The organism is Corallococcus sp. AB032C (genome assembly GCF_003668935.1).
In the GTDB taxonomy this organism is placed as follows: Bacteria; Myxococcota; Myxococcia; order Myxococcales; family Myxococcaceae; genus Corallococcus; species Corallococcus exiguus.
Genome location: NZ_RAWP01000044.1, coordinates 50,227 through 71,035 on the forward strand (window position 1 = coordinate 50,227; position 20,809 = coordinate 71,035).

18 protein-coding genes are annotated in these 20,809 nt (G+C 70.4%); 10 read left to right on the top strand and 8 right to left on the bottom strand.

Annotated elements, in window-relative coordinates; translation table 11 throughout:
• Positions 1-81: 81 nt before the first annotated feature.
• Positions 82-1,929 carry a methyl-accepting chemotaxis protein gene (locus tag D7X99_RS20575; protein ID WP_121779261.1) on the top strand — a complete coding sequence of 616 codons (1,848 nt, stop codon included), beginning with the start codon at positions 82-84 and terminating at the stop codon, positions 1,927-1,929.
• Here D7X99_RS20575 and D7X99_RS20580 read toward each other — a convergent pair.
• Positions 1,880-3,361, bottom strand: coding sequence for a HAMP domain-containing sensor histidine kinase (locus D7X99_RS20580; protein WP_121779262.1), 1,482 nt, complete (start codon positions 3,359-3,361; stop codon positions 1,880-1,882). The two genes, D7X99_RS20575 and D7X99_RS20580, sit on opposite strands and share 50 nt — an antisense overlap.
• Before the next feature lie 235 nt (positions 3,362-3,596).
• On the opposite strand from D7X99_RS20580, the gene D7X99_RS20585 reads away from it, so the two are divergent.
• Both D7X99_RS20585 and D7X99_RS20590 read left to right on the top strand, forming a co-directional pair.
• Positions 3,597-5,315, top strand: coding sequence for a hypothetical protein (locus D7X99_RS20585; protein ID WP_121779263.1), 1,719 nt, complete (start codon positions 3,597-3,599; stop codon positions 5,313-5,315).
• Between the two features lie 9 nt (positions 5,316-5,324).
• Positions 5,325-6,104 (top strand): hypothetical protein, encoded by a 780-nt coding sequence (locus D7X99_RS20590; protein WP_121779264.1) that lies wholly within the window; start codon positions 5,325-5,327, stop codon positions 6,102-6,104.
• Between the two features lie 11 nt (positions 6,105-6,115).
• Here D7X99_RS20590 and radA read toward each other — a convergent pair whose 3' ends face one another.
• Positions 6,116-7,477, bottom strand: a complete 1,362-nt coding sequence (radA, locus tag D7X99_RS20595; protein WP_121779265.1) for a DNA repair protein RadA — start codon at positions 7,475-7,477, stop codon at positions 6,116-6,118.
• A 179-nt stretch (positions 7,478-7,656) separates the two neighbouring features.
• On the opposite strand from radA, the gene D7X99_RS20600 reads away from it, so the two are divergent.
• The 6 genes from D7X99_RS20600 to D7X99_RS20625 all read left to right on the top strand — a co-directional run bounded on the left by D7X99_RS20600 (position 7,657) and on the right by D7X99_RS20625 (position 12,593).
• Positions 7,657-7,926 (top strand): GlsB/YeaQ/YmgE family stress response membrane protein, encoded by a 270-nt coding sequence (locus tag D7X99_RS20600; protein ID WP_120597359.1) that lies wholly within the window; start codon positions 7,657-7,659, stop codon positions 7,924-7,926.
• Between the two features lie 213 nt (positions 7,927-8,139).
• A complete protein-coding gene (gene bioB, locus D7X99_RS20605; protein WP_120578971.1) occupies positions 8,140-9,165 on the top strand; it encodes a biotin synthase BioB in 1,026 nt (341 codons plus the stop codon).
• The gene (gene bioF / locus D7X99_RS20610; protein WP_121779266.1) at positions 9,162-10,343 is read left to right on the top strand and encodes an 8-amino-7-oxononanoate synthase; all 1,182 of its coding nucleotides are present in this window, start codon (positions 9,162-9,164) and stop codon (positions 10,341-10,343) included. The genes bioB and bioF overlap by 4 nt, the downstream gene beginning before the upstream one ends.
• Positions 10,333-11,028: a dethiobiotin synthase gene (gene bioD, locus D7X99_RS20615; protein WP_121779267.1), complete on the top strand. Its 696-nt coding sequence runs from the start codon at positions 10,333-10,335 to the stop codon at positions 11,026-11,028. The genes bioF and bioD overlap by 11 nt, the downstream gene beginning before the upstream one ends.
• Before the next feature lie 114 nt (positions 11,029-11,142).
• Positions 11,143-11,421, top strand: a complete 279-nt coding sequence (locus tag D7X99_RS20620) for a hypothetical protein (RefSeq protein WP_014394019.1) — start codon at positions 11,143-11,145, stop codon at positions 11,419-11,421.
• Complete coding sequence (locus D7X99_RS20625; protein WP_121779268.1) at positions 11,418-12,593, top strand: pyridoxal phosphate-dependent aminotransferase; 1,176 nt, start codon at positions 11,418-11,420, stop codon at positions 12,591-12,593. The genes D7X99_RS20620 and D7X99_RS20625 overlap by 4 nt, the downstream gene beginning before the upstream one ends.
• Here the strand turns inward: D7X99_RS20625 and D7X99_RS20630 are convergent.
• From D7X99_RS20630 to D7X99_RS20640, 3 genes are all read right to left on the bottom strand, one after another.
• Entirely contained in the window at positions 12,574-14,007 is a 1,434-nt protein-coding gene (locus D7X99_RS20630; RefSeq protein ID WP_121779269.1) for an ABC transporter substrate-binding protein, read from the bottom strand. The two genes, D7X99_RS20625 and D7X99_RS20630, sit on opposite strands and share 20 nt — an antisense overlap.
• On the bottom strand, positions 14,007-14,837 hold the full coding sequence (locus D7X99_RS20635; RefSeq protein ID WP_121779270.1) for a M48 family metallopeptidase: 831 nt from the start codon (positions 14,835-14,837) through the stop codon (positions 14,007-14,009). The genes D7X99_RS20630 and D7X99_RS20635 overlap by 1 nt, the downstream gene beginning before the upstream one ends.
• Before the next feature lie 138 nt (positions 14,838-14,975).
• Positions 14,976-16,769 carry a phosphoenolpyruvate carboxykinase (GTP) gene (locus tag D7X99_RS20640; RefSeq protein ID WP_121779271.1) on the bottom strand — a complete coding sequence of 598 codons (1,794 nt, stop codon included), beginning with the start codon at positions 16,767-16,769 and terminating at the stop codon, positions 14,976-14,978.
• Between the two features lie 266 nt (positions 16,770-17,035).
• On the opposite strand from D7X99_RS20640, the gene D7X99_RS20645 reads away from it, so the two are divergent.
• Positions 17,036-18,835, top strand: coding sequence for an SLC13 family permease (locus D7X99_RS20645; protein ID WP_121779272.1), 1,800 nt, complete (start codon positions 17,036-17,038; stop codon positions 18,833-18,835).
• 14 nt (positions 18,836-18,849) lie between these two features.
• On the opposite strand, the gene D7X99_RS20650 is transcribed toward D7X99_RS20645, so the two are convergent.
• The 3 genes from D7X99_RS20650 to D7X99_RS20660 all read right to left on the bottom strand — a co-directional run.
• Positions 18,850-19,476, bottom strand: coding sequence for a tRNA-(ms[2]io[6]A)-hydroxylase (locus D7X99_RS20650; protein WP_120561886.1), 627 nt, complete (start codon positions 19,474-19,476; stop codon positions 18,850-18,852).
• Positions 19,477-19,481: 5 nt separating this feature from the next.
• The gene (locus D7X99_RS20655; protein ID WP_121779273.1) at positions 19,482-20,321 is read right to left on the bottom strand and encodes a GNAT family N-acetyltransferase; all 840 of its coding nucleotides are present in this window, start codon (positions 20,319-20,321) and stop codon (positions 19,482-19,484) included.
• A gap of 44 nt (positions 20,322-20,365) precedes the next feature.
• On the bottom strand, positions 20,366-20,809 hold a 444-nt coding region (locus tag D7X99_RS20660), incomplete at its 5' end, for an AgmX/PglI C-terminal domain-containing protein (protein ID WP_233613569.1).

The window sequence follows — 20,809 nt, forward strand, 5'->3', positions numbered from 1 at the left end:
GCCGTTTCATCGGTGGTGACGACGCAGTCGCGATGTACGCCGGTCCGGCCTCCCGTCGGACCGGATGGGGGGCGTACGCACATGAATGAAACACAAGACATCCGGGACCTGGCCTGGCGTGGGATGTGGTTGTTCCTGCGGTGGGTGCTGCCGCCCTCCATCGTCTGCGCCTACCTCATCGCGATGGTGATGGGGCTGTCCAGCCAGGAGGGGCTGCTCGTCACGGCCACCGTCCTGCCGTTCATCGTGCTCGTGTTCGGGCTGCTGCATCCCTATGTGACGCTGCGGTGGCTGGCGGGCCAGGCCTTGCGGCGTCGCCATGGGGACGGACCGGGGGACCGGCTGCGGCGCGTCCTGGAGCTGCCCTGGCGCTCCATGGTCTTCACCACGTGCGCGGCGTGGACGCTGGGCGGCTTCTTCTTCAGCCTCCCGGTGTGTCTGTGGTTCGGCAAGGACTGGTTCCGGCTGGGGCTGGGCACGCTCATCGCGTTCTGCTTCGGCGTGGTGGTGGCGTTCCCCATCGCGCTGGGGCTGGAGCGGCTGGTCCTGCCGTGGGCGCTGCGTGAACAGGACGCGCATCCGGAGCTGACGCCGGCGGGTTCCGGCCCCTTCTGGCCCCGGCAGTCGTGGTTCCTGCCGCTCACGTTCCTGTCCACCATCTTCGCCACGGTGGTGCTGAGCGCGTGCGTGGTGGTGGTGAAGCTCCTGGCGGTGCGCACCCTCCTGCAGGAGGTGCTGCTGGCGGATGGGGCCACGCAGGCCGCGGCGCGGCTGGATGACGTGGGCAGCTCGCTGTTCGCGGACCTGGGCTTCGCGCTGCCCTGGGTGGGCGCGCTGGTGTTCGTGCTGCCGGCCTTCACCACGTGGATGCTGGCGAGGCGGCAGGCGACGAGCGCAAGCGCGGTGCACGGGGCCATCTCCGGACTGGCGTCCGGGCGGATCCGCTCACCGCGCTGGGTGTCCACGGACGAGATGGGCGACCTGGCGTCGGGGATGAACGGAGCGCTGTCCCGGCTGCGGAGGTTTCCCCGGCTCCTCCAGACCTCCGCGCAGCGGCTGGGTCAGGCGGGAACGGAGCTGCGCGTGTCGAACGAAGAGCAGCAGCAGGGCCTCACCCGGCAGGCAGCGGCGCTGCACGAGGCGCAGGTGACGTCGGAAGAGCTGCGGCGGGCGTCGCGCATCGCCGCGGACTCCGCGGAGGAGGTCCTGCGCGTGGCCCGCCGCGCGGAGACCCTGGGGCAGCAGGGCGAGGCCGCGGTGGTCCTGAGCCTGGAGGGACTGTCGGCCATCCGGAGCGCGGTGTCCGGCATCCAGCAGCGGCTGTCGCGTCTGGAGGAGAGCACGGTGCAGATTGGAGAAATCACCGGCGCGGTGAAGGACCTGGCGGACCAGTCCCACCTGCTCGCCGTCAACGCGGCCATCGAGGCGGCGCGCTCGGGCGAGGCGGGGCGGGGCTTCGCGGTGGTGGCGAAGGAGATCCGCGGGCTGTCGGACCAGTCCGTCCAGGCCACCCGGCGCATCCGCGACATCCTCGCGGACATCAGCCAGGGCATCCGCGACGCGGCGTCCATGAGCGAGCAGGGCGGCCGTCGGGTGGCCGCCGGATTGGACCAGATGCGCGCCTCCGGCGAGTCCCTGCGAGCGCTGTCGCACAGCTCGCAGGAGAGCTCCGAGGCGGCGCGGAAGATCGCCAACGCGGTGACGCAGCAGAACGCGGCCTTCTCGCAGATCACCACCGTCATCGCGGACCTGTCGCAGCTGATGGACGGCACCCTGCACCGGCTGTCCTCCACGCAGGAGGCCACGCGGACGCTGCAGGTCGTCTCCGGAGAGGTGGGGCAGATGGCGCTGCAGTTCGACGTCCAGGAGGCGGAGTCCGTCAGTACGCCGGTGCCGCCACGGCTCCGGGGGCAGGGCAAGGCAGCGTGAGCGTGAAGACGGTCTCGCCGGGCGTGGAGCGCAGGGAGAGCTCGCCGCCGTGGGCGCGGACGATCTTCCGTGCGAGCGGCAGGCCCAGGCCGGTGCCCTGCTCGCGGGTGGTGAAGAAGGGCTCGAAGATGCGCTCGCGCTCGGCTTCGGGCACGCCCGGGCCCGAGTCCTGGACGTCGATGGCATAGCGCCCGTCGCGCAGCTCGCCGCGGATCCGCACGTGGCTTCCGGCGGGCGCGGCCTGCACGGCGTTCTTCACCAGGTTCACGAGCGCGGCGGTCAGCAGGCTGCCATCCGCCTCCAGGTGCGCGGGCGAGGCGGCCACGTCCAGGGCCACGCCCTTGTTGTGCGCCTCCGCGGAGAGCAGCTCGCACGCGTTGGAGACGAGGTCGGGCGCTTCCATGGGCGCGCGCGCCAGCGGCTGTTCGCGGGCGAAGGCGAGGAAGTCCTCGACGATGCGCTGGAGGTAGGCGACCTCGCGCTGGATGCGGTCCACGTGGCTGGTCGCGTCCGCGTGGGCGCCCGCGCGCAGGTCCTCCTGCAAGAGGCCGGAGAAGAGCGCGATGCCGCCCAGCGGGTTGCGTACCTCGTGGGCCACGCCCGCGAGCATGAGCTTGAGCTGCCGGTCCCGGCTCTCCAGCGCGCCGCGCATGACCTCCAGCTCGCGCGCGAGCACGCCGATTTCGCGGGTGGGCTCCGGCGGCACGGGCGTGGTCAGGTCTCCCCGGCCGATTCTCAGCGCGGAGTCCATCAGCCGCCGCAGCGGACGGGCCAGCCCCCGGGCGGTGATGACGGCGATGACGGCCAGCGCGACGAGCGCCACGGCGCTGGCCATGACGAAGGTGCGCCACAGCCGTCGCAGCGGTCCGAAGAAGGCCGCGCTGCCCTCCACGCCGATGGCGCCCACCACCTGGCCGTCCTGGACCACGGGGGCGTAGCCCGTCTTGTAGAGCAGCCCGTCGGAGCCGGTGAAGAGCACCTGGCTGGCGGCGCGCTTGCCGGCGAGGACGCGCGTCAGCTCCAGCCGGTCGCGCGCGAGGTCCGGGAGCTCCGTGCCCACGGGCAGGCTGCCGCCCGCGTCCGCGCGCACACGGCCCCGCGCGTCCACGGCGTAGACCCGGCGCACGCCGCTCGCGGTGCGCACGCCATCCAGCAGGCGCACCAGGTTGCGCCACGTGCGGGTGCCGGACACGTCGTCGCCGGGCTCGATGGTGAGCATGCGCTCGCCGCTGACCTGGCTGGCGGTGGCGGCGGCGAGCGCGGACAGGCTCGCGCCCAGTTCGTCCTCCAGGCTCGCGCGGGCCAGCGCGTACACGGAAGCGCCCGCGAGCGACAGGAAGAGCAGGGTGGGCAGGAGGAACGCCAGCAGCAGCCGCGCGGACAGGGAGCCCAGCGCGTCCCGCAGACGGGAGGAATGGGGGCGATGCGTCATCCGGGCGGTGCTCCTGACACCCCCGCATCAAACGGCATGCCCCCGTCCGTGGCCAGTCCTCGTTCCGCGAGCCGCGCGAGGAGGTGGGGCGCATGCCGTGGAACCTGTTGCCGGAGCCTGTTGTCCCTGCTCCATGACCGAAGGGGGGGGCGCGGCCCCAAGCGCGTCAGGAAGAGGCTCACGAAACACGTCAGACACGGCTGGTAGATGTGATGAGTGATTGAGGGGGCGCGTCATGCTGACAGGATGGCTGGGACGATTCAGCGCGGGGCTGGTGCTGGTCCTGTCGCTCACGGCCTGCGGGACGCCGGGCTCCCGGACCCTGCCGGTGGGGATGCACGGCTACGGGCGCTATCACAGTGCATCCCCGGCTTCGTTCACGCGTGACACCGCCTGGGGCGGCGCGGGTTCGAACGGCACCGTGGGTGGAGAGGAATTGGGCCGCTACCTCGCGTTCATCCGCCAGAAGCGGGCCGCGTTGAAGCAGCCCGCCGTGATGGAGACGGATCGTCAGGTGGGCCATGCCGCGCTCAACGACCTGATGCTCTGGGCGTCCGCGCGGACGGAGGAGGAGCTCGCGAAGGACGAGCCGCTGGAGGTGTACCTGCGGCTGAAGGCGAAGCACGCGCAGGCGCTCCTTGAGGACGGCAAGCGGTCCGCGCGGGCGGAGGCGAAGCTGGAGGAGTTCCACCGCTGGGCGGATGCGCGTCGTCAGGTCCTGGCGGACGCGCACTTCCGCCGCCTCGGGAGTGACGGGCTGCTCACCGAGAGCGCGCTCTACGAGGAGACGCAGCTGGCGCTGGTGGATGCGGTGCTGGACTGGGCGTTCACGCATACGGAGGACCCGGACTTTCCGCGCAAGAGCCCCAGTGAGGTGGCGCTCTACCTGCTGGCGCGCGACAGCCTCCTCGCATCGGCGGTGGAGGTGGGCCGCTTCGCGCCCCCGACGTGGGACCCGACCCCTGAGCCTCCGCCCATCCCTCCGGAAGAGGTGGTGCTGGAGATCGCCCTGGGCCTGCTGCCCGTCACCGGCGAGGTGGCGGACGTGGGCGGCGTGGTGCTGGGGCAGAGCATCCTGGGATATCCGCTGACGGACGGCGAGCGGCTGTTGTGCGCGGTGAGCGTGGCGCTGCCGGTGGTGTCGGGACGCTTGCTGTCGGAAGGCGCGCAGGGGGCGGAGCGCGTCGCGTTGCTCACGGGCCGGAGCCTGCGCGAGGTTCAGGTGTTGCAGCGGGTGGTGCAGCACCTGTCGCCGCTGGAGGCCCAGGAGCTTCGCCAGGTGCTGCGCGCGGCGGGGCGTGGTGAGGCGGTGTCCGTGGAGGATGTGGAGAAGCTGCGGGCTCTGGCGAAGAGGTTGGAGGCGCCGCTCGCGGAGGCTGGGCGCGTGCTGGCCAAGGGTAAGCGCGTGGCGCTGGTGGGCTCACGTGCGACGGCGGAGGGCGCGCGGCTGGTGCCGGGCAGCGCGGAGCATCTGGCGCAGGCGTGGGTGGACTACCAGTTCCGTCACCCGGGCAAGTACCCCCGTTTCAATTACGCCGTGGATGCGGAGTGGGAGCGGCTCTACCAGACGGTCATCAAGAACAAGGGCGTGGGCAGTGCGTTCGAACAGTCCGTGCTCCAGAGCCGGAAGCTGCCGAAGAATACGGACCTCTTGTTGCCGCCACCCGGTAGCAAGGCCCAGGGGTTCGTCCCGGATGCCGTGACGGGGCACAAGGGCGACCTGGTCTGGGGTAGCCCCTACGATTTCATCGAAGTGAAGGGGCGCGCGGAGATGGCCCTCACGGGGAACATCAAGGCCATGATTGAGTACGTCCAGAAGTACGGTGGTTCGCTCGAACTCTGGATCCGTTCCGCCAAACATTCCGAGGGGGCAACGCGGCTGACCAATCCTCTGGCCAAGGAACTGCGCGACCTTGGCAAGCAGGGCCAGGCAACGGTCAGGCCCTTTCCGTGAGAACGCTTCATGGCCATTCGATACCTGAGCACGAATTTCGCGCTGCCTCCTGGCGCTCCACCCACGAGCGTCGTTCGCGAACTGGTCCATCGATTCTTCACGGAGGGCCGCTGGTTCCAACCTGTGCGCTACGGGGGCGTCGGAGTGGATGCGCAGTTCGAGCCCGGTTCTTTCGACCCGGATGTGCTCGCGGCCTACTACGATGAGTCCAAGCGCCTCTTCATCGGTGCGAAGACAGATCGGGACTTCCTCCATTTCTCCCCCGACCGCCGTGGGAAGTATCCATTCGTTGGATCATTCAGTTGGATGACGTCCGTCGTGGAAGCCCGGACGGCCCGTTGGCGTGAAGCCCACCTGCGTCAGGTGGTTGAAATCATGACCCTGCTGGGCTCCCCACTGGCCCAGTCAGGTCTCGATGACGACTTCCAGCGCAAGGGAGACCGGATCGAGCCCAACGCAGATGGCTTTGGCTCCACCCTGGTCTTCAATCTTCGCGACTACAGCGAAGGACTCGAAGGCCTCTACTGGCGCAACATCTTCGGCGCCCCCTTCGTGGACCTTTTCGGCCCGCGCCTGGACGCCATCCCCGCGTCCCAGCGCCAGTCACTCGACGGGGGCCTCGTCCTCGTCCAGCCCTATGAGCTGCCCACCCAGGCCATGACCCCGGAAGGTGACGCCGCGGAGAGCCAGCTCATCGCCACCCTGGGCCGCGAGTCCTTCTTCGACCTGCCGACCCTCACGAAGCCCACGCGCGTGCCGGACGTGTCCTGGATGCTGCACAAGCACTGACGCCCCAGACGTCAGTCGAACATCGCCGCCAGGGCTTCGCTCAAGGTCTCCACGCCCACCACCTGGAGCTTTGTCTTCTCCACGCGCCGCGCGCTGCCGGCCGGCAACACCACCCGCTGGAAGCCCATCTTCGCGGCCTCCGCGAGCCTCGGCTCCACCTGGCCCACCGCGCGCACCTCGCCCGCGAGCCCCACCTCTCCCAGCACCAGCGTCTTCGCGTCCAACGGCCGGTTCTGCAGGCTGCTCACCAGCGCCGCGCACACCGCCAGGTCGCACGCCGGTTCGCTCAACTGCATGCCGCCCGCCACGTTGACGAACAGGTCGCAGCCCACCAGTGGAATCTCTTCCTTCTTCTCCAGCACCGCCGCCAGCAGCGCCACGCGGTTGCCGTCCACGCCAATCGCCGTGCGCCGCGCCGTGCCGTAGCCCGTGGGCGCCACCAGCGCCTGCACCTCCACCAACAGCGGCCGCGTGCCGTTGAGTGTGCTCGTCACCACGCTGCCGGACTTGCCCTGCGGACGCTCGGAGAGGAACAGCGCGGACGGGTCCGCCACCTCCACCAGCCCCGCGCCCTTCATCTCGAAGACGCCAATCTCGTTGGTGCTGCCGAAGCGGTTCTTGTGCGCGCGCAGGAGCCGGAACGGATGGCCTCGCTCGCCCTCGAAGTAGAGGACCGTGTCCACCATGTGCTCCAGCACCCGGGGCCCCGCGATGGAGCCTTCCTTCGTCACGTGGCCCACCAGGAACGTGGGCACCCCGCTGCGCTTGGCGAACGCCATCAGCCGGCCCGCCACCTCGCGCACCTGGGTGATGCTGCCCGGCGCGTTGCCCAGCTCCGGCAGGTACATGGTCTGGATGGAGTCCACCACCAGCGCCTGCGGCTTCAACGCCTCCGCCGCCTGGAGCACCCGGTCCGCATCCGTCTCCGCGAACAGGTGGATGTTTTCACTCTCCACCCGCAGGCGCTCCGCGCGCATCTTCGTCTGCCGCAGGCTCTCTTCACCCGACACGTAGAGCACCGGCCCGTGCCGCGCCAGCTTGTCCAGCGCCGCCAGCAGCAGCGTGGACTTGCCGATGCCCGGGTCGCCGCCCAACAGCACCAGCGAACCGCCCACCACTCCGCCGCCCAGGACGCGGTCGAACTCCGTGATGCCCGTCCTGCGGCGCACCTCCGTCTCCGCCGTCACGTCCTGCAGCTTCACCGGCTTAGAGGCGCCCCCGGACGCGCCCCACGCCGGGCGCTTGTCGTCCACCTTCGCTTCGGTCTCCTCCAGGAGCGAGCTCCAGGCCCCGCAGTCCGGACACTTCCCGAGCCACTTCGCCGTCTGGTAGCCGCAGGCCTGACAGGTGTAGTGCGTCTTCGCCTTCGCCATGGGTTGGAGTGTCTACCCCAGACCTCCGACGTTTCCCCGCCCCGTGCGCGCGCCATGCCAGGAGAGCAGGCAGGCGTCATGTCGTGGAACAGGTAGCGGGTTGCCCCACAGGGGGGGGCAACCCACTTTCTGGTCCACGGGCGTCGCACAGAGCGAGCCCCCCACACAGGGAGGTTGTCATGGGGATTATCGCGTTTCTGGTGATTGGTCTGGTCGCGGGTCTGATCGCTCGTGCCATCATGCCGGGCAACCAGTCGATGGGGCTCATCGCCACCACGCTGCTGGGCATCGCCGGTTCGTTCGTGGGCGGCTTCGTCGGTTCGCTGTTCTCCAGTGACGGTCGCGTGTTCGACCTGCACCCCACGGGCCTGCTGTTCTCCGTCCTGGGCGCACTGGTCGTGCTGTTCCTCGTGGGGCTCGCCGGCCGCGGCCGTCGCGTCCACGTCTAGTCCGCAGGGCTCCTCGACCGATGAGGCGGGAGACAGCCAGGGACGTCCGTCATGCGCGGGCGTCCCTTCTGTCTTTGCGGGCTTCTTCCGGCGGCCTCCGGAGCGGGCTTCCCAGAGGGGAAAGGGGACTCGTCAACCCCATGGTCCAAGAGCGTTGACAATGGCCTCCGGGCCACGCACCGTCGGCCTCCTGACGCCTCCCCAGGAGCCCGCATGTCCGACACCGCCGAGTCCTTCCACGGCCACGCCCACCACGCCGCCCCCGTCCCGGAAGGGGTGACGGTGCGGCATGACTGGTCGCTCGCGGAGGTGAAGGCGCTGTACCAGTTGCCGCTGCTGGACCTGGTGCACAAGGCGCAGACGGTGCACCGGCAGGTGTTCGTGGAGAACAAGGTGCAGCTGTGCTCGCTGCTCTCCATCAAGACGGGCGGGTGTCCGGAGGACTGCGCGTACTGCCCGCAGGCGGCGCGCTACAAGACGGGCGTGAAGGCGGAGAAGCTGATGGCGGTGCCGGACGTGCTGTCCGCCGCGTCGCAGGCTCGCGCCGCCGGGGCCACCCGTTTCTGCATGGGCGCGGCGTGGCGCGAGGTGAAGGACGGTCCGCAGTTCGACAGCGTGCTGGAGATGGTGAAGGGCGTGCGGGCCCTGGGCATGGAGGCGTGCGCCACGCTGGGAATGCTCTCCGACAGCCAGGCGAAGCGCCTGCGCGAGGCGGGCCTGTCCGCGTACAACCACAACCTGGACACGTCCCCGGAGCACTACGGCGACATCATCTCCACCCGCACCTATGACGACCGGCTGAAGACGCTGAACCGGGTGCGCGACGCGGGCATCTCCGTGTGCTGCGGCGGCATCATCGGCATGGGCGAGTCCGTGGAAGACCGCTGCAACCTGCTGCGCACCTTGTCCAACCAGGAGGTGCACCCGGAGTCGGTGCCCATCAACGCGCTCGTGCCCGTGGAGGGCACGCCGCTGGCGGAGCAGCACCGCGTGGAGACGGTGGACATGGTGCGCACCATCGCCACCGCGCGCCTGCTCATGCCCCAGTCCATGGTGCGCCTGTCCGCGGGCCGCATGCAGATGAATGAAGAGGCGCAGCTGCTCTGCATGATGGCGGGCGCCAACTCGCTCTTCTTCGGGGAGAAGCTGCTCACCACCGGCAACCCCGAATACACCCAGGACATGGCGCTCCTGGAGAAGGCGGGCATCCGCCCCCTGGAGCCCCGGCAGGACCGGTGAGGCCCACGACGCAGGTCGCGGACCGCTGGGCGCGCGAGGACCTGGAGGCCCTGTCCGCGAAGGGTCTTCGCCGCGCGCTGGAGCCGCTCGACTCTCCCCAGGGCGCGGAGGTGCGCGTGGGGGACGAGCGGCTGGTCAACTTCTCCTCCAATGACTACCTGGGGCTCGCGGCGTCGCCCGCCGTGCGCGCCGCCGCCGCGTCCGCGCTGGAGCGCTACGGCGTGGGCACCGGCGCCAGCCGCCTGGTGGTGGGGGACATGGTGCCGCACCAGCGGCTGGAGGCGCGGCTCGCACGCTTCGAGCGCGCGGAGGCCGTGCGCCTCTTCAACTCCGGCTACGCGGCCAACACCGGCATCCTGCCCGCGCTGGTGGGCCCCGGCGACGCGGTGTTCTCCGACGCCCTCAACCACGCCTCGCTGGTGGACGGCTGCCGGCTGTCGCGCGCGCGCGTCGTCGTCTACCCGCACTCGGACGTGGCCGCGCTCACCCGCGCGCTGGCGGAGACGCCCGCGCGGCGCAAGCTGGTGGTCACCGACAGCGTGTTCTCCATGGACGGGGACGTGGCTCCGCTGCGGGAGCTTCTGGCCGCGTGCGAGGCCCACGGCGCCGCGCTGATGGTGGACGAGGCGCACGCCACCGGTGTCCTGGGCGCGCGTGGCGCGGGCCTGTGCGAGGCGCTGGGCGTGGAGGACCGGGTGGACCTGCGCATGGGCACGCTGAGCAAGGCGCTGGGCGGGCTGGGCGCGTACGTGGCCACGTCGCGCGCGGTGGCGGACCTGCTGATCAGCCGCGCGCGGCCATTCGTCTACTCCACCGCGCTGCCCGCCGCCCTGTGCGCCGCCGCCGAGCGCGCGGTGGACCTGGTGGAGCACGACCCTGCTCCTCGCGAGCGGCTGTGGGGGCACATCCACCGGTTCACCGACGGACTGCGCGCGCTGGGCCTACCCGCCGAACCCCGGAGCGCCATCTTCCCGGTCATCCTGGGCGAGCCCTCGCGCGCGCTGGACGCGGCGAAGCGCCTTCGCGAGGCGGGCCTCTTGGTGAAGGCCATCCGCCCGCCCACCGTGCCGGACGGCACCAGCCGGCTTCGCTTCTGTCTCTCCGCGGCCCATACGACGGGCCACATCGACCTGGCGCTGGAGGCCCTGCGCCGGGTGGGAGTCTCCCGTGGCCCCTGAGGCACTCCAGTTCTTCGTCACCGGCACGGACACCGGCGTGGGCAAGACGCAGGTGTCGTGCGCGCTGCTGTCGCTCCTGAAGGACGCGGGCCATGAGCCCCAGGGCTTCAAGCCCTACGAGAGCGGCTGTGAGTCCCTCAAGGCCCCGGCGGACGCGCTCGCCATGCGTGAGGCCGCGGGCAGCACGCTGCCGGTGGATGCCATCTGCCCGCACCGCTTCAAGGCGCCGCTGGCCCCGGGCATCGCGGCGTCGCGGCTGGGAACGGAGCCGGACTTCCGCGTGACGCTCGCGGCGTGGAAGCAGCTGAAGGGCGGGGCGGTGGTGGTGGAAGGGGCAGGGGGACTGTTCGTCCCGGTGGATTCGAAGCGCGACGTGGTGGACCTCATCCAGGCCTTCCGCCTGCCCGTGGTGCTGGTGGCGCGCGCGGGGCTGGGCACGCTCAACCATGTCGCGCTGTCGCTGGAGGCGCTGGCGGCGCGCAAGGTGTCCGTGCGGGCGGTGGTGCTGTCGCGCGGGGTGCCCGGACGTGACCTGTCGGAGCGGGACAACCGGCGCTACCTGGAGGCCCGCCATGGCGTGGAGGTCCTGGGTCCCGTGCCGTATGTGGAGGATCCAAAAAAGCGCCAGTTTGCGTTCCGGCGCGCGCTGGCGCCGCTGGTGTCCGAACGCGCGCGGGCCCGATAAATCGGCCTCCGCCGCGTTCGGCGAAAAGGCGCGTGCTACAGGTCGCGCAAGTTTTCACGTGGTGGTGGCCGTGATCTGGACGTCCCGTTTTTTCCGCGCGAGAAAGCCGGACGAATGGCGGACATCATCGACATCACGCTCCTCGCGGACGTCCGGCGCTTCTTCAAGAAGCTCATTGAACAGCGCGGGCTGTCCTACTTCCTCCAGAAAGACGGTCCGCGGCTGTTCCAGATTGAGCCGACGAAGGTCGAGCTGGTTCTGCGCACCGCGATCCGCACCCGGAACCCGGAGCTGCCCGCGCCGCACGAGAAGGCCGTCGAGCACTGCCGCCTGGAGCTGCGCCGCGAGCTGATCCGCCGCGTCGCCAGCGCCATGCTCCAGACGGGGCTGTGAGCCGCTTCTCGCTCCGCACCGCCTTCCCTCGCACACCCAACCCGCTCTCCCAGGCCGCCGCCGAGCGCCACGCGCGCGGGCTGCCCCTGCTGGACCTGGCGGAGACCAACCCCACGCGCGTGGGGCTGCCCTCACCAGAGGTGGACCTCGGGGCCCTCCCCGAGCCCTTCCGCTACACGCCAGAGCCCTTCGGCCTGCCCACCGCGCGCGAGGCCGTGGCCGCGCACCTGCGCCAACGGGGCGCGTCCGTGGAGGCCGCGCACGTCGTCCTCTCCGCCAGCACCAGCGAGGCCTACGGCTGGCTCCTCAAGCTCCTGTGCGACCCGGGGGACACCGTTCTTCTCCCCGCGCCCGGATACCCGCTGGTGGACGTCCTGGCGCGACTGGAGGGCGTGCACACGCGCGCCTACCGCCTGCCCGCCGTGCACGGCTTCGGCCTGGACGCGGCCCGGGTGGAGGCCGCAGTGGACGCCCGTACTCGCGCGGTCGTCGTGGTGAACCCCGGCAACCCCACCGGCCACTTCCTGCACGAGGGCGAGCTCCACGCGCTCGCGGACGTGTGCGCGCGCCATGGCCTGGCGCTCGTCTGCGACGAGGTGTTCTCCGACTTCGCGTGGGATGACGAGGATGGGCGGGTGACGTCCGTGGCGGGGCTGCCGCTGCCGTGCCTGACGTTCTCGCTCTCCGGACTGTCCAAGGTGGCGGGCCTGCCCGGCCTCAAGCTGGCGTGGCTGCACGTGGGCGGTCCCTCGCACGCGCGCGACGAGGCCCTGGCCCGGCTGGAGGACGTGGCGGACGCGGCGTTGTCGGTGGCCACGCCCGTGCAACTCGCGCTGCCGACGCTCCTCGCGCACGCGCCGCGCTTCCAACAGGCACTGCTGGAGCGGGTGCGGCACAACCGGGAGCGGTTGGTTCAAGCGCGCCCGGCGGACGCCGCGTGGGACGTGGTGCCCTCGCACGGCGGCTGGAGCGCGGTGCTGCGCATCCCCCATCACCCCGGAGAAGAAGCCACCTGCCTGCGGCTCCTGGAGGAGGGGGTGCGCGTGCAGCCGGGTTACTTCCACGACTTCGGCGGCGGTGCGTACCTCGTGCTGTCGTTGCTACCGATGCCCGAGGTCTTCACCGCCGCCCTGGAACCGCTGGTGCGCGTGCTCAGTCCGCCGCAGGGGTGATGACCTGGAGCTGGGTGAAGTTCTTGCCCGACACCTTGAACAGCTCGTAGGGCGAGATGGCCTCGCCGGTGTCGTTGTTGAAGTCCAGCTCACCGCTGGCGCCGCGCACGTTGACGATGTTGCCCGCGCGCAGCTCGTCGCGAGCCCCGCTGAACTGCACCGGCCCCAACGAGTAGGTCTTCGCGGTCTGCCCCGAGGGGGGCGTCAGCTTCGTGAGCCCCATGGCGATGCGATCGCCGGTGACGGCGCCGGGGTTGTTGAGGTCGTTGCCAATCGCGTACGCCGCGCCGAGCGTCACCAGGTACATGGCGTCGTAGGCGTGCGCGGTGAACGAGAACTGCGCCGGGTCCGTGTTGTTGTAGGCGGTCCGGAAGCGGCTGTTGAAGAGCTGGTAGACGGAGTCGTCGGGCCGCGCGGACGCGGGGGCGGTGCCGTACGTGCCCGCGAGCTCGGCGGCGGTCGCGTCGTTGGACAGCAGGGTGGGGTCCTTGCTGGCGTCGGTGAGGAACCACCGGTTGCCATTGGCGACCTTCACCTGCTCCGCCACCGCCGCGGGCACCAGGCGCGCGTTGTCCTCGGTGAAGCCGGCGAGCACCGTCAGATCCGGCTTGTTGTTCTTCAGCCAGGTCACCGCGGTGCCCACGTCCCCGTTGCGCTCGTACTGCGCGCCGCCCACCTTCGAGGGCAACCGGTCCAGCAGCTGGGAGAACAGCCCCTGGCCGTAGTTGTCGTTCACGTAGGCCACGCCAATCTTGGCGGGGACCGTGAACGTGTTGCCCGGGTCGTTGATGGCCGTCTTGCCGCTCAGCACCTCCGAGATGACGCGGCCCTGGAGCGCGTCCGACGGGGTGGTGCGCCACACCAGGCCCACCGGACCGCCGTTCTTGTCGTCCAGGTTGGTGAAGGTCGCGCTGGTGGCGGTGTGGCTCATCAGCAGCACGTTCTTCTTGATGGTGATGGTGCTGACGCCGGTGGTCTGCGCGCTGCCCGCGCTGAACACCGCCACCACCTGCTTGTCGTTCACCAGCCAGGTGGCCTGCGTCTTCGCGTTCTCCACGTCCGCCTTGGTGTCGCAGACGTACATGACGAACTGCCGGCCGCCCACGCCCTCCAGCGAGTTCACCTCGTTGAGCGCCAGCTTCAGCCCGTTGAAGCGCTGCTGCTCAATCTCCGCGTTGCCGCTCGCGTTGGTGAGCGGCAGCAGCGCGCCCAGCACGATGGGGTTCGCCGCGGACGTGGCGCCCACCACCTGGTCGCATCCAGCGGGTTGCGGCAGACAGAACCCGGACGTGCAGACGCTGTTGCTGCCGCAGTCGCCGCTCGTCGTGCATTCGGACAGGCCGCCCGCCGTGGTGAAGCTGCACCCGGACGACAGCAGCGCCATGCCCAACGTCATCATTCCCAGCGCGCGCATCAGAAACGCCCCTCCATGCCAATGCCAGCGCCGCGCGGCGCGAACGTCACGCGGACCTCGCCCTGCGCGGGAGGGCCTTCTTTGGGATACAGGATGATGGCGGTGATGGCCCCCGCGAGCCCCACGCCGAAGCCGATGTCCGCCAGCAGCGCCTTGCTCTTGGTGCTGTCCGACAGACGCTCCTTCTCATCGAGCGTCTTGGCGCTGTCGAACTGCTCGCGCTGGTCGCGCGCCTGCAGTCCGAAGAGCACGCCCGCGCCCACGCCCAGCACCGCCACGCCGCCCGTGGCGAACGCCGCGATGCGCTGGGTGCGGTAGGACTTGATGGCCCGGTTCAGCTCCGCCTGCTTCTGACGCTCGCTCTCGTCCTCCGCGCGCCGGGCCGCGGCCTGCTCGGCTTCCGCCTGTTGCCGCGCGGCATCTGCCTCCGCCTCCAGGCGCTTGCGGTCCGCGTCCGCCGTCGCCTGCGCCTGGTCCTCGCGGTCCAGCTGCACGCGCAGCCGGTCGATGGCGCGGTTGCTGTTCTTCAGCAGGGCCGGGTCGGTCTCCTCGCTGGAGGACGTGACGTACTGCCGGTAGAAGGTCATCGCCTCGCGAGGCTCGCCCGCGTACTCCAGCGCCACGGCGATGTTGTAGACGAGCCGCGGGTGCGGCTGCGCCTCGTTGGCCTGCTTCAGCGCCTCCGCCGCCTCGCGGTACTTGCCCGCGTCGTAGAGGCGTTTGCCCTCCTTCAACAGCGCCTGCACGTTGACCTTGGAGCCACCCCGCTGCGCCAGGGCGGACCCCGGCGCCAGCGCCAGCGCCAGCGACAACACGAAAACCAGTCTCATGGGGCGGTGAGCCTAGCGCCGAACAATCCGGCCGTCGAAGCGCTGGCCCCCTTTAAAAAGCGCCGGGGCCACCCCCACCCCTGTAGCACCAGGAGAAGAAGCGGCCCCGGACGGGCATTCCCAGGCGTCAGACGGCGATCAGCCGTCCAGGCGCGCGATGAGCAGCTTGCGCTGGAGCATCAGGGCCTCGGGGGCCTTGGTGCCCAGCTGCTCGAAGAAGACCTCCTGGCTCTTGAGCTCGGACTTCCACTCGTCCTCCTTGATGGAGGTGGCCTCCTGGACGGCCTCCGCAGACAGGTCCAGGCCCTTCAGGTTGAGGCCCTGGTCCTGGCGCGGCACCCAGCCCAGCAGCGTCTCCTGCGTGGGGACGCGGCCCTGCACGCGGTTCACGATCCACTCGAGGACGCGCATGTTGTCCCCGAAGCCCGGCCAGATGAACTTGCCGTTCTTGTCCTGGCGGAACCAGTTGACCTGGAAGATCTTCGGCAGCTGCGGGATGGACTTCTGCATGTCCAGCCAGTGCTGGAGGTAGTCGCCCATGTGGTAGCCGCAGAAGGGCAGCATGGCCATGGGGTCGCGGCGCACGACGCCCACCTTGCCGGTGGCCGCCGCCGTCGTCTCCGAGCCCATGGTGGCGCCCAGGAACACGCCGTGGGTCCAGTTGAAGGCCTGGATGACCAGCGGGATGGTGTTGGAGCGGCGGCCGCCGAAGATGATGGCGCTGATGGGAACGCCCATGGGGTCGTTCGCCTTGGCGGACAGCACCGGGTTGTTGCTCATGGGCGCGGTGAAGCGGCTGTTCGGGTGCGCCGCCTTCTCAGCGCTGCCCTTCTTCCAGGGGCGGCCCTGCCAGTCGATGAGCTCCTCGGGGACCTCGCCGTCCTTGCCCTCCCACCACACGTCACCATCCGGCGTGAGCGCCACGTTGGTGAAGAGCGTGTCCTTGGAGATGGTCTCCATGGCGTTGGGGTTGGTCTTGTTGTTGGTGCCGGGCACCACGCCGAAGTAGCCGGCCTCCGGGTTGATGGCGTACAGGCGGCCATCCGGACCGGGGCGCATCCAGGCGATGTCGTCGCCGACGGTCTCAATCTTCCAGCCCGCGTACTCCTTGGGCGGGATCATCATGGCGAAGTTCGTCTTGCCGCACGCGGACGGGAAGGCGGCGGCGACGTAGGTCGTCTCACCCTTGGGGCTGGTGACGCCCAGGATGAGCATGTGCTCGGCCAGCCAGCCCTCCTCGCGGCCCAGGTAGCTGCCGATGCGCAGCGCGAGACACTTCTTCCCGAGCAGCACGTTGCCGCCATATCCAGAGCCGAAGCTCCAGATGGTGTTGTCCTGGGGGAAGTGGCAGATGTAGCGGCGGTCCGGGTTCACGTCGCCCGTGGAGTGCAGGCCGCGGTTGAAGTCGTCGCTGTCGCCCAGCATGTCCAGCGCGGCCTTCCCCATGCGGGTCATGATCCGCATGTTGAGCACCACGTAGTCGCTGTCCGTCAGCTCCACGCCAATCTTCGTGGAGGGGCTGCCCAGCGGGCCCATGGCGTAGGGCACCACGTACATGGTGCGGCCCTTCATGCAGCCTTCGAACAGGAGGCCCAGCTTCGTGTAGGCCTCGTCCGGCTCCATCCAGTTGTTGGTGGGGCCCGCGTCCGTCTTGTTCGGCGTGCAGATGAACGTGAGGTGCTCGACGCGCGCCACGTCGTTGGGGTTGGAGCGGTGCAGGTAGCAGCCGGGGCGCTTCTGCGGGTTGAGCGGGATGAGCGTGCCGTCCTTCACCGCCTGCTCGGTGAGGCGCTGCTTCTCGGCCTCGGAGCCGTCGCACCAGACAATGCGGTCCGGCTGGGTCATCGCGGCCATCTTGGCCACCCAGGCCAGCAGCGTGGGGTTCTTCGTGGGCGCCTGCTCGGTGGCGGCGGCCGCTTGCGTCGAAGCCATGGAGGTTTCCTCGGGGTGTTTCATGGGTCGGGTCTCCCGCGTTTCGCGACTTCGCGAGGGGGCGAAACCCTACAGCGGAAGGAACACCAAACCTTCTGGACCCAGGCCCCAAAAGCAACTGACGTCCGGCAGTCAACCGGACTTTCGACCGCTCTGGTCTAATTCCACTTATCAGCGCCCGGTCGCTCATCAGTAAACGGCGCGGTGCGGCACACGCTGGCGGCGCAGCGCGCCGTGCCCAGGTTGAGGGTGCGCACGCCCCCTCCATGTCCATCGCTCTCGTCCTGGCCGTCATCGTTGTCGCGTTGGTCCTGTTTTCCATTGATTCCATCCCCATCGAGTTCACCTCGCTGGTGGTGGTCTGCCTCCTGGCGCTCTCCGGGGTGCTGACGCCAGCGCAGGCGTTCGAGGGCTTCAGCAACGACACCGTCATCTTCATCTTCACCCTGCTGGCGATGACCCAGGGGCTCGCCGCCACGGGCGTGGTGCAGATGGTGGGGCAGCGGATGGCGTTCTTCGCGCGCTTCGGCCATCAGGTGTTCGTGCTGGCGATGATGGGCGTGGTGGCGGTGTTCTCCTCGTTCATCTCCAACACGGTGACGACGGCGGCCTTCCTGCCGGTGGCCATTGGCGCCGCGCAGCGGGCGAAGGTGCCCCGCAGCAAGGTGCTGCTGCCGCTGGCGTACGCGTCCATGCTGGGCGGCACGGTGCTGCTCTTCGGCACGTCCACGAACCTGGTGGTGTCCGCGGCGCTGAAGCGGCAGGGGATGGCGCCCATTGGCGTGACGGAGCTGGCGCCGGTGGGGCTGCCGGTGGTGCTGATTGGCATCGCCGTGGTGGTGCTGCTGGGGCGGTGGTTGTTGCCCTCGCGCGAGGGCAAGCCGGGCACGGAGGGCTTCGCGCTGCGCGACTACCTCACGGAGGCGGTGGTGCCGGAGGGCTCGCGCTACGTGGGCAAGCCCCTGGCGGAGCTCACGGAAGGGCTGGGCCTGCGCGTGATTGGCGTGGTGCTCGACGGCGAGACGCTCTCCGCGAAGCCGTCGTACGTGCTGACGGGCCAGGAGCGGCTGGTGGTGGAGGGCAAGCGCGAGGACATCCTGCGGGTGAAGGACCTGCAGGGCCTCGCGCTGCGGCCGGACGTGCGGCTGTCGGACGCGGAGTTGGAGGGGCCGGAGTCGATGCTCGCGGAGGTGAGCGTGCCTCCCGGCAGTCCGCTGGTGGGGCGCAGTCTTCGGGAGACGCTGTTCGTGGAGCGCTTCGGGCTGGTGGCGCTGGGGCTGCACCGCCGGCCCGCCATCCAGCGGCTCACCAAGCTGCAGCTATTGGGGCGTGCCTGGGAGGAGCACTCGCTGTCCACGCTGCCCTTGTCCGTGGGGGACGTGCTGCTCCTGCGCGGTCCGCGCCAGAAGGTGGCGGAGCTGGCGCCGGCCCATACGCTGATGGTGCTGGAGGGCCACGAGTACGAGCCGCCGCGCTACGCCAAGGCGCTGCTCGCGGTGGTCATCTTCCTGGGCTCGCTGGCGGCGGGCTCCCTGGGCCAGGTGCCGCTGTCGCTGGCGGGGCTCACCGGCATGCTGCTGATGATCGCCACCGGGTGCGTGGACGCGCGCACCGCGTTCCGCGTGGACTGGCGGGTGGTGCTGCTCATCGGCGCCATGATGGCGCTGGGGCTGGCCATGGAGGTGAGCGGCGCGGGGAAGTTCGTCGGCGACCACGTGGCCCGGCTGGGCGCGTACGGCGGGCCCCGCGCGGTGCTGGCGCTGTTGATGCTGCTGACCATCGTGCTGTCGGCGCCCATGAGCAATCAGGCCGCGGCGCTGGTGGTGCTGCCGGTGGCGCTCAACGCGGCGACGCAGCTGGGCGTGGACGTGCGCCCCTTCGCCATGGGCGTCACGCTGGCGGCGAGCTGTTCGTTCATCACCCCGCTGGAGCCCAGCTGCGTGCTCGTCTACGGGCCCGGGCACTACCGGTTCACCGACTTCTTCCGGCTGGGCACGCCGCTGACCGCGGTGCTGGTGGTGTTCCTCGTCCTCGCCGTGCCCGTGGTGTGGCCCTTCCACGCGTAGGCGTGAAGCGCCTTTCAGTGGATGGCGGCGCGCAGCCCTACGTCGGCGAGGACTCGCGACTCCTGCGCGAGCAGGTGCTGCAGGCGTGCGTCCACGGCGGCCTCGTCCCCGTTGGACGCGGTGACGGCCAGTCGGTGGAAGAGGGACTGGTGGCCGTCCTCGGACTGGGCCAGCTCTCCGTAGAAGCGGGCGAGCGCCGGGTCGGTGAGCCCCTCCGCGAGCAGGGACAGCCGCTCGCAGGAGCGCGCTTCGATGATGGCGGCGACGAGCAGGCGGTCCACGCGCCGCTCCAGCGCGGGCGTGCGCACGTGCTTCTGGAGGCCCTGCGCGTACGGGTCCCCGGCGTCCTTGGTGAGCGTGAGGCCGCGCGCGGCCATCAGGTCCAGCACGCGCGCCAGGTGGGCGCTCTCCTCGCGGGCCAGACGCGCCATCTGCGACGGCAGGCCCGGCAGGTCCGGGTAGGCCTGGAGCATGGACAGCGCGTTGGCGGCGGCCTTCTTCTCGCAGTGAGCGTGGTCCACCAGCACCGCGTCGAAGTTGGCGAGCGCCAGCGGCAGCCAGCCGGGGTCGGTGGGCGCGTGGAGGATGACGGGGCCCGCTCCGGAGAGGGGACGGCGGGAGGGCGTGGGGCGGCTGCTCATTCCATCTACTCCACCAGCACGAGCCGCTGGGTGCGGCCGGCGTGGTAGCCCACCTTGCGCGCGATGCGGGCGGTGCTCTCGTCGCGCTCGTCGATGCGCATGGCGAGCCGGGGCAGCGAGGACAAGAGGTGCCGGGAAATCTGTCCCAGGCACAGCGTGGCGTGGCCCTGGCGGCGGCGGGACGGGGGCGTGTACATGCCCTCCAGCTCCGCGCCGAACTGCGAGCGGCAGCCGATGTCCACCTTGAACACGAGCTCGCTGCCCTCCTCCAGCACGTAGGTGCGGCGCTGGCGCACGCGCTGGAGGACGCGGGCCTCGTAGTGGGCGGGGTCCTCCGCCAGCGGGTCCCGCTCGAAGATCTCGCGCACGTAGCCCTGGGCCAGGGGCAGCAGGCGGGGCACGTCCTCTTCGCGGGCCAGGCGCAGGGTGGGGTTGGTGAAGGGGCCCAGGTCGTCCGCGGAGACGCTGAACAGCTTCTGGGTGCGGGACAGGCGCGGCTTGCCTTCACAGAGGCTGCGCACCAGCGCGTCCACGGAGGACTTGTCCCCCACGGTGGCGCGCAGCTTGAGGCTGGCGGCGAGCGCGTCCGCGATGACGCCCGTGGCGCTGGCGTCGCTGGCGCTGGGCACCACCAGCCCGCCATCGCCGCCCACGAAGACGGCCGCGGTGAGGACGCCGCTGTCGAAGCGGCCGTGGAAGGAGAAGGCCGCCTGGCGCTCCGGCGCCGTGATGCCGAACTCCTCCAGCAACCCCAGGAGGTAGAGGTTGTGGACGGGATCCTTCGCCAGGAGCGCGCGCAGGGCGTCCGAGTGGGAAGGCGCGAGCTGTTCGACGGTGACGGGCATGCGCGAGGGTCGAAAGGGGCCTGAACCTTACGCGGAACCCGACCTCACGGGCCAGCGTCCCCAGGCACGGTGAACCGGAATGGTTGGAGCACGGTCGCGGACCCTCCCAGGTGGGGTGCCGGGAAGCGCGCGTCCAGGAGCGAATCCAGCACGCACGCCTGCACCATGGGGTCCGGGATGGTGCTGGAGACGAGCTCGCCCCGGTTCATCTTCCCCTCGGGGCCCTCGCCCTCCACGGTGAAGCGCAGCTTCACTTCGTGTGTGCCCCGGTTGCGTTGTGCGGCGTCCTGGAAACATTGCTGCACGAGCGGAGTCACGGACTGGATGGCCAGGCGCAGGTCCTCCGCGTCGATGCGGCCGGAGGAGGCCTCCACCACCGGCTCCACCACCTCCACGCGGCGCGGGTCGGGGGCGTCGAAGTCCTGGCGCGGCGGCGGGGCGCGGGGCGGCTCGTGCACCGGAGCCTCGGGGCGCGGAAGCGGCGGGGT

Bases quoted from the DNA above. Each gene is read 5' to 3' on its own strand.
- D7X99_RS20575 (WP_121779261.1), top strand. From the start codon at position 82: ATGAATGAAACACAAGACATCCGGGACCTGGCCTGGCGTGGGATGTGG.
- radA (WP_121779265.1), bottom strand. From the start codon at position 7,477: ATGGCGAAGGCGAAGACGCACTACACCTGTCAGGCCTGCGGCTACCAG.
- D7X99_RS20630 (WP_121779269.1), bottom strand. From the start codon at position 14,007: ATGCGCGCGCTGGGAATGATGACGTTGGGCATGGCGCTGCTGTCGTCC.
- D7X99_RS20600 (WP_120597359.1), top strand. From the start codon at position 7,657: ATGGGGATTATCGCGTTTCTGGTGATTGGTCTGGTCGCGGGTCTGATC.
- D7X99_RS20645 (WP_121779272.1), top strand. From the start codon at position 17,036: ATGTCCATCGCTCTCGTCCTGGCCGTCATCGTTGTCGCGTTGGTCCTG.
- D7X99_RS20590 (WP_121779264.1), top strand. From the start codon at position 5,325: ATGGCCATTCGATACCTGAGCACGAATTTCGCGCTGCCTCCTGGCGCT.
- D7X99_RS20640 (WP_121779271.1), bottom strand. From the start codon at position 16,769: ATGGCTTCGACGCAAGCGGCCGCCGCCACCGAGCAGGCGCCCACGAAG.
- D7X99_RS20655 (WP_121779273.1), bottom strand. From the start codon at position 20,321: ATGCCCGTCACCGTCGAACAGCTCGCGCCTTCCCACTCGGACGCCCTG.
- D7X99_RS20635 (WP_121779270.1), bottom strand. From the start codon at position 14,837: ATGAGACTGGTTTTCGTGTTGTCGCTGGCGCTGGCGCTGGCGCCGGGG.
- D7X99_RS20650 (WP_120561886.1), bottom strand. From the start codon at position 19,476: ATGAGCAGCCGCCCCACGCCCTCCCGCCGTCCCCTCTCCGGAGCGGGC.
- D7X99_RS20620 (WP_014394019.1), top strand. From the start codon at position 11,143: ATGGCGGACATCATCGACATCACGCTCCTCGCGGACGTCCGGCGCTTC.
- D7X99_RS20580 (WP_121779262.1), bottom strand. From the start codon at position 3,361: ATGACGCATCGCCCCCATTCCTCCCGTCTGCGGGACGCGCTGGGCTCC.
- bioB (WP_120578971.1), top strand. From the start codon at position 8,140: ATGTCCGACACCGCCGAGTCCTTCCACGGCCACGCCCACCACGCCGCC.
- D7X99_RS20585 (WP_121779263.1), top strand. From the start codon at position 3,597: ATGCTGACAGGATGGCTGGGACGATTCAGCGCGGGGCTGGTGCTGGTC.